This window comes from Kitasatospora sp. NPDC048296 (assembly GCF_043201815.1).
Classification (GTDB): domain Bacteria; phylum Actinomycetota; class Actinomycetes; order Streptomycetales; family Streptomycetaceae; genus Kitasatospora.
Window position 1 is genome coordinate 1 of sequence record NZ_JBICZB010000139.1, and the last position, 7,207, is coordinate 7,207.

General features: G+C 72.9%; 5 protein-coding genes. 4 read left to right on the plus strand and 1 reads right to left on the minus strand.

The window, feature by feature from the left end; translation table 11 throughout:
• Positions 1 to 36: 36 nt before the first annotated feature.
• The gene (locus ACGF12_RS37620; RefSeq protein ID WP_393040862.1) at positions 37 to 1,608 is read right to left on the minus strand and encodes an MFS transporter; all 1,572 of its coding nucleotides are present in this window, start codon (positions 1,606 to 1,608) and stop codon (positions 37 to 39) included.
• Between the two features lie 94 nt (positions 1,609 to 1,702).
• Here ACGF12_RS37620 and ACGF12_RS37625 point away from each other — a divergent pair, with 94 nt between their 5' ends.
• From ACGF12_RS37625 to ACGF12_RS37640, 4 genes are all read left to right on the plus strand, one after another.
• Positions 1,703 to 3,853, plus strand: coding sequence for an MMPL family transporter (locus ACGF12_RS37625; RefSeq protein ID WP_393040865.1), 2,151 nt, complete (start codon positions 1,703 to 1,705; stop codon positions 3,851 to 3,853).
• Positions 3,850 to 4,599, plus strand: coding sequence for a DUF2334 domain-containing protein (locus tag ACGF12_RS37630; RefSeq protein ID WP_393040868.1), 750 nt, complete (start codon positions 3,850 to 3,852; stop codon positions 4,597 to 4,599). The genes ACGF12_RS37625 and ACGF12_RS37630 overlap by 4 nt, the downstream gene beginning before the upstream one ends.
• Complete coding sequence (locus ACGF12_RS37635) at positions 4,596 to 5,756, plus strand: glycosyltransferase (protein WP_393040871.1); 1,161 nt, start codon at positions 4,596 to 4,598, stop codon at positions 5,754 to 5,756. The genes ACGF12_RS37630 and ACGF12_RS37635 overlap by 4 nt, the downstream gene beginning before the upstream one ends.
• Positions 5,757 to 5,828: 72 nt before the next feature.
• A complete protein-coding gene (locus tag ACGF12_RS37640; RefSeq protein ID WP_393040874.1) occupies positions 5,829 to 6,974 on the plus strand; it encodes a glycosyltransferase family 4 protein in 1,146 nt (381 codons plus the stop codon).
• Positions 6,975 to 7,207: the final 233 nt, after the last annotated feature.

Genomic DNA, 7,207 nt, shown 5'->3' on the forward strand with positions numbered 1-7,207 from the left:
AGGCCGTTTTGGGTGTGAGCGGGCTCACGGTTTATGTCAGGGTTTGCCCGATTTGTCCGTCACTGGCCGAGTCGCCGCCCGTGCTCTGAGTACAGACGATCTTCCCGGGCTGAGGCCCACGTCACACGCGGATGCATGCCCCGCTCCGTCACCGTCTCGTGTGTTCTTCGGCAAGGCGAACATCAGGGCGAACATCGCCGCCATGAAGCCGATGACCCAGACGAGGATGCGCTGGAACGCCGTGGAGAACGCCTGGGTGTCCATGGCCGACCCCCGCCCCATCGGGCCGAGCAGGGCCAAGGTCACCAGCGCGCTGCCGATCGCGCTGCCGAGTTGCACGTTGGTACTGGTGAGGCCGGACGCGGAGCCGGCGTCGGCCTGCGGGACGTCCGTCAGCACGATGTCGCCCAGCGGCGCGATCACCAGACCCAGCCCGATCCCGAACACCAGCAGCGGCGCCGCCAGCTGCCGGGGGCCGACACCGGCCGCGTACCGGTCGATCTCCCAGATCATGGCGGCGGCGCCGACGCTCATGACCACGGTGCCGGCCTGCAGCACCTTGCGGCCGAACCGGGGCACCAGGAACTGGATCGACAGGCCGGCGGCGGTCGCCACCCCGACCGCGAGCGGGATGCCGGCCAGACCCGCGCGCAGCGGTGTCCAGCCCAGGCCGGCTTGGGTGTAGAGGGCCCAGGACAGGAAGAGCATGCCGGCCGTCATGCTGAGCAGCAGTTGGACGGCGAGCCCGGCGGCGAACGTCCTGGCGCGGAACAGGGCCAGGGCGACCAGGGGGGAGCCGCCTCGGCCGGCGATCCGGCGTTCGTACCTCAGAAAGCCGGCGAGCACCGGGACCGCGGCCGCCATGGAGGCGAAGCACCATCGCGGCCAGCCCAACTCGCGTCCGTGGATCAGCGGGTAGAGCAGGGCGAGGAGCCCGGCGCAGGCCAGCGCGGTGCCGATCAGGTCCAGCCGGAGGGCGTCCGGAGACCTCGACTCGCGCAGCCAGCGCCGGCCCAGCAGCAGGCCCGCCGCCCCGACCGGCAGGTTCACCAGGAAGATCGGCCGCCAGCCCAGGCCGCACAGGTCTCCTGCCACGAGCAGCCCGCCCAGCGGGGGTCCGCAGACCCCGGCCAGCCCGACCATCGCCCCGTAGCCGGCGTAGACCCTGCCGCGCTCGTGCGCGGGGAAGGTGACGTGGATGATCGCGAGGACCTGAGGCACCATCAGCGCGGCCATGGCGCCCTGGAACACCCGCGCCCAGATCAACACGGTGGCGTCCGACGCGCACCCGCAGAGCGTCGAGGCCGCCGTGAAGCCGGCCATCCCGGCCAGGAAGACCCGTCTGCGCCCGAAGGTGTCGCCCAGTCGGCCACCGGCGATCAGCAGCAGGCCGAACGCGAGGCTGTAGCCCGCGGTGATCCACTGGATCGCCGCGTACCCGACCCCGAGATCCCGGCGCAGGCTGGGCAGCGCGACATTGACGATCGTCATGTCCGTCAGGTCCATGAACGAGGCGACCAGCACCACGGCCAGGGCGAGCCACCGCCTGGGGTCATCGGCGGGTCGGTTCCGCCGGGCGGAGGGAATTCGGGTACCAATTCGTCTCATGGGCAGCACTTTTGTGTGGCTTCGGCAGTTGGGTGCTGTGAGTATGCACCGTCGAGCGACCTCGAAGAGACCTCGGAGAGAAGGGGAACAGCACGTGTTGTTCACCCGATGGGGTCGTCTCGTCGTCGCGATCCGATGGCCGCTGCTGGCTGCCGCGCTGGTCTGCACGGCGCTGGGCGCGATCGGTGCCAAGGGCGGCTTCGAGCATCTGGTCAGCGGAGGATTCGGCGATCCGGCCAGCGATTCGGAGCGCGTGGCTCGGCGCGTCACAGCCGAATTCGGCGGTGGCAATCCCGACCTGCTGGTGCTCTACTCCAGTGCCACGGCCACCGTCGACGATCCGGGCTTTCGCGACCGGCTCACCCCGGCGCTCGGGGCGCTCCGCCGTCACCCGAACGTGGCCGAGCTCGCCGACTACCGCGACGATCCCGCTCTGGTCTCGCGGGACCGGCACGCCACGTACGCCGTGATCCGGCTCAGCGCACCCGACTCCGTGGGCAAGGCACGCGAGTTGGCCGTCCTGCGGCCGGAACTGACCGTCCCCGGCCTGGAGGTGCGGCTGGGGGGACAGACCGCCTTCGATGCCACCGCCGACGAGATGACGAATCGGGACGTCGAACGTGGCGAGAAGATCGCCGGGTTGCTGGTGACGCCCTTGCTGATCGTCGTCTTCGGCGGGCTGGTCGCCGCCCTCATGCCGGTCGTCGTCGGGGGGATCGCGGTCATCGGGGCCCTGGCCGTCACCCGCCTGCTGGCCACTGTGACGAGCGTGTCGGTCTTCGCGGTCAACAGCATCACCCTGCTCGGTCTCGGCATGGCGATCGACTACTCGCTGCTGGTCGTCGGGCGGTTCCGGGAGGAGCTGCGGGCCGGGTGGGAGCCGCACGACGCTGTCGCGCGGACCCTGGCCACCGCGGGGCGGACGGTGTTCCTGTCCGGGCTCACCGTCACAGCCGCCCTCGCCGGCCTGCTGATCTTCCCGGAGGTCTTCCTCCGGTCGATGTCGCTCGGTGGAATGGCCGCCGTCCTGGTAGCCATGGCCGGGGCGCTCACCGTCCTGCCCGCGGCGCTCGCCGTCCTCGGACGGCGGATCAACTCCCTGCGGGTGCCGCTTCCCCGGCGGCCGCGCCGCAAGTCCACCGGGCCGGGCGGCTGGGAGCTGCTGGCGGGCAGTGTCATGCGCCGCCCGGTGCGCTGCACCTTCGCCGCCCTGGCCGCGCTCGCCCTCCTGACCCTGCCTTTCCTGCAGGTGCGGTTCGGCGGAGCCGACGAACGCGTGCTGCCCGCCGGCAGCCAGGCCCGCGTGGTGCCCGCGCGCATCGTCTCGGAGTTCCCGCACCCGGTACAGGCGACCGTCCAGGTGCTGGTCGAGGGCGCCTCGCCCGGCCGGCTGCGGGAGGTGGCCGACCGGGTCCGGGCGGTGCCCGACGTCCTCGACGTCCAGGTGCTCGGAGGGCACGGCGCCGATGCGCTGCTCTCGGTCGGATATCCGGGGGAGCGGACGGGGCGTCAGGCCTACGGCGTGGTCCGGGCCATTCGCCGGCTCGCCCAGCCCGAGGGCGTCACGGTCCTGGTCGGAGGCGCGCCGGCGGAGGACGTGGACCGGCTGGCCGATCTCGGTCGGCGGCTGCCCTGGATGATCGGGATCACGGTGGCGGTGACACTGGTGCCGCTGTTCCTCGCCTTCGGTTCGGTGGTGCTGCCGCTGAAGGCCGTGGCGATGAACCTGATCTCGATCGGTGCCTCGTTCGGGGTGCTGGTCTGGGTCTTCCAGCAAGGTCACCTCGCCCGATGGCTCGGGTTCACCCCCACGGGCGTCATCGAGCCCACCATCCCGATCCTGGTGTTCGCCGTCCTGTTCGGCCTGGCCACCGACTACGAGATCTTCCTGCTGTCCCGGGTGCGCGAGGCCTGGGACGACACCGGCGACAACGTCGCCTCGGTCGCGCTGGGCCTTCAGCGCACCGGCCGGATCATCACCACGGCCGCACTCCTGCTGATCGTGGTGGTGGCCGGATTCGCGGCCGGCGAGATCGTCTTCACCAAGCTGATCGGGGTTGGGATGATCACCGCGATCGTCGTCGACGTGACGCTGGTCCGGGCGCTCCTGGTGCCGGCGACCATGCGGTTGCTCGGCCGCTGGAACTGGTGGGCGCCGAGGCGGGTGGCCGGCGTCCACCGCCGTTGCGGAATCCGTGAGTCGGCCGATCCCGTCCCCGACATGCCCGAGGTGACCGTCCGTTGAGCACACCGCCTTGCTTCGTCGTCTCCGTGCACGATGTGGCTCCCGCGAGCGCCGGGCCGACCCGGCAGTGGTTGGCCGACCTGGACGCGCGCGGGATCCCGGCCACCCTGCTGGTCATCGCGGGTCCCTGGCGTGGACCGGAGTTGGGTGAGGACCGGGAGCTGGTCGCCGAGCTGCACGCGGCCGCGGCCGCCGGCCACGAACTCTCGTCGCACGGCTGGAGCCACCGGGCGGGCACCGGCGGAACGTGGTGGCGTCAGCGGGTCGGCGGCGTGCTGGCGCGCGGGGCGGCCGAGTTCTGCGCTCTGGACGAGGCGACGGCGGTCGAGCGGCTCAGCCGGAGTCTCGACGGCCTGCGGGCGGTCGGCATCGAACCGACCGGCTTCACCCCGCCGGGCTGGCTGGCCTCGCCGGGGGCCGTACGGGCGGCCCGCCGCCTCGGGCTGCGCTACCTCACCTCGCACCTGGCCGTCCATGACCTGGCTGCCGGACGCCGGCTGCCGATGCCCGCGCTGTCGCATCGACCCGGCGGACGGGGCGAGCGTTTCGGAGGGTGGCTGATGGGCGCAGCCGTCCGGTGGTCCACGGCGACCGGTCGCCCGTTCCGGATCGCGCTGCACCCGGACGACCTGGCGCGGCCCGGGTTGCGTGAGATCACCCTCGCCGCCGTCGACGTCGCACTCGCCGCGGGCGCCCGGCCGGTGACGTACGCGGCGCTCGTCGCGGGCGCCGGAGCGGTGGCATGAGGATCGTCCAGCTGGCCAACATGTACAGCCCGACGTCGGGCGGGCTGCGCACCGTGGTCGACGCACTCGGACGGGGGTACCGGGCGGCCGGGCACGACCGGATCCTGGTGGTGCCCGGTGCGCGTACGGCCGTCCGTCGATCCGCCGAAGGGCAGCTGATCGCGTTGCCCGGAGTCCCGGTCGGCGGCGGATACCGGATGGTGGTGCGGCCCTCGCCGGTGCTCCGCCTGCTCGACCGGCTGGCCCCGGACGCGGTCGAGGTCTCCGACAAGGCCACGTTCGTCGCCGTGGGCGGGTGGGCCCGTGAACGTGGCGTCAGGGCCGTGCTGTTCTCCCACGAGCGGCTCGACGCGATCCTCGCTGCCCGGGTGCCCGCGGCGTGGCGCTGCGGCGGCCCCGTCCTGCGGTCGGCCGTCCGGCGGTGGAACCGGCACCTGGCCGCCTCGTTCGAGACCACCGTGGTCACCTCGGCCTTCGCCGAGCGGGAGTTCGCCGCACTCGGCGTCAGCACGCTGAGACGTGTCCCCCTGGGAGTCGACCTGGACGTCTTCCGTCCGGCGCGACCGAGCCGCCGGCAGGGGCCCCTCCGGCTGGTCTACGCGGGGCGGCTCTCACCCGAGAAGAACCCGCAGGCCGCCATCGAGGCCGTGCGGGCCCTCGGGCGCGCGGGGATCCCGGTGCGGCTCGACGTCCACGGCGACGGCAGCGCGCGCGACGCCCTGGCGCGGCGGGCGGTGGGGCTGCCGGTGACGTTCCACGGGCACCTCCCCGACCGGAGGGAACTCGCGCGCCGGCTCGCCGCGGCCGATGTGGCCCTGGCCCCGTGCCCCGTGGAGACGTTCGGGCTGTCCGTACTGGAGGCACTCGCCTGCGGCACACCGGTGGTGGCGGCGGCCGGCGGCGCCGCTTCGGAACTGCTCGTCCCCGGCACCGGGGTCGCCGCGGCGCCGACGGGGGAGGGGATGGCGCGCGGAGCCCGCGAGGTCCTGTCCTGGCCCGTCGCCGAACGACGGGGTGCGGCCCGTCGCCGGGCCGAGTGCTTTCCCTGGTCGGCGACGGTCGAGGCGATGCTCGCGGTCCATGCGGGCCGCCCCGTTACCCCGTCCGGGCGATTCATGCCGCAGGCGGTTGCGGCCGGGATGTCCCCGCTTCTGTAATGGGTCGTCATGCCGCCCGCTCACAGGTGTGAGACGACACCTGACGACCCGTCCGCTGCCACACGGCTTCCCGTGGCTCCGCTACGGGTCGCGATCGCCACCGAGTCCTTCCTGCCCGAGGTCAACGGGGTCACCAACTCGGTGCTCCGGGTACTGGAGCATCTCGACCGAGCCGGTCACGAGGCACTGGTGATCGCCCCGGGGCCCGGCGCCGACGCCTACCGCGGCACCCGTGTGGTGCGGGTGCCCTCGGTGCGGCTGCCCCCGGTCAGGTCACTGCCGATCGGACTGCCCACCCGCAAGGTGTTCACCGCGATCCGCGACTTCCGGCCGGACGTGGTGCACCTGGCCTCCCCGTTCGTGGTGGGGGCCGCCGCCCTGACCGCGGCGCGCAGACTCCGGCTGCCCACGGTCGCGGTGTTCCAGACCGATCTGGTGGGCTTCGCCCGGGCCTACGGTCTGGGCGTGCTCACCCGCTACGGATGGCACCGGATCCGCCGGCTGCACCGCCGGGCGGACCGCACGCTGGCCCCGTCGGTCTCGGCGGTGGAGTCACTCCTCGATCAGGGCGTGCCGCGCGTGCACCGGTGGGCGCGGGGTGTGGACACCGTCCAGTTCGACCCTGCGCGGCGCAGTGAGACGCTGCGGCGGGAGTTGGCGCCGAGCGGCGAACTGCTGGTCGGTTACGTCGGCCGGCTCGCCCCCGAGAAACAGGTCGAGAGCCTCGCGGCCCTGAACGATCTGCCCGGTGTACGCCTGGCCGTGGTCGGCGCGGGCCCGTCCGAGCGGCGCTTGCGTGCGCTGCTGCCCCGAGCGGCGTTCCTCGGCTTCCGCAGCGGCGACGATCTGGCGGCCACCTACGCGTCCCTCGACGTGTTCGTGCACACCGGCCCCTTCGAGACGTTCTGCCAGGCGGTGCAGGAGGCGTTGGCCTCGGGTGTCCCGGTGGTCGCGCCGGATGCCGGAGGGCCGCGGGACCTGGTGACACCGGGGCGGACCGGGTACCTGTACCCGGTGGACTCGGTCGACGGGCTGCGCGCGGCCGTCCTGGCGCTCGCGGACGACGATCGCCGCCGCAGATTCGGCGCCGCCGCCCGACGCTCGGTGCTCCACCGGACCTGGCCCGTGCTCTGCGATGAGCTGTTGGCGCACTATGCCGCGGTGCTCCGGCACGAGGCCGTCATGGTGCCCGGGCCGCGCGTCAGCACGCGAACGTGAGGGCAGCGCACGGGACCGGCTGCTCGACCTCCCACTCGGACCGGAATGGGCTTTCCGGGCCAGTGGTTGTAGGTCGGTATGAAGTTGCCCCGGTTTGATGGACAACCTTCCGCTTTGGGACACTGGGTCCCGCAAGGGGGAGTTCATCGTGCCAAGGACGCGTCCGGCCTACCCGCCGGAGTTCCGTCGCCAGATAGTCGAGCTGGTCAGGGCCGGCCGGTCGCCGGAGGAGC

What these genes read in the sequence shown, in the direction of transcription:
- ACGF12_RS37620 (WP_393040862.1), bottom strand. Translation starts at nt 1,608, where the DNA reads ATGAGACGAATTGGTACCCGAATTCCCTCCGCCCGGCGGAACCGACCC.
- ACGF12_RS37635 (WP_393040871.1), top strand. Translation starts at nt 4,596, where the DNA reads ATGAGGATCGTCCAGCTGGCCAACATGTACAGCCCGACGTCGGGCGGG.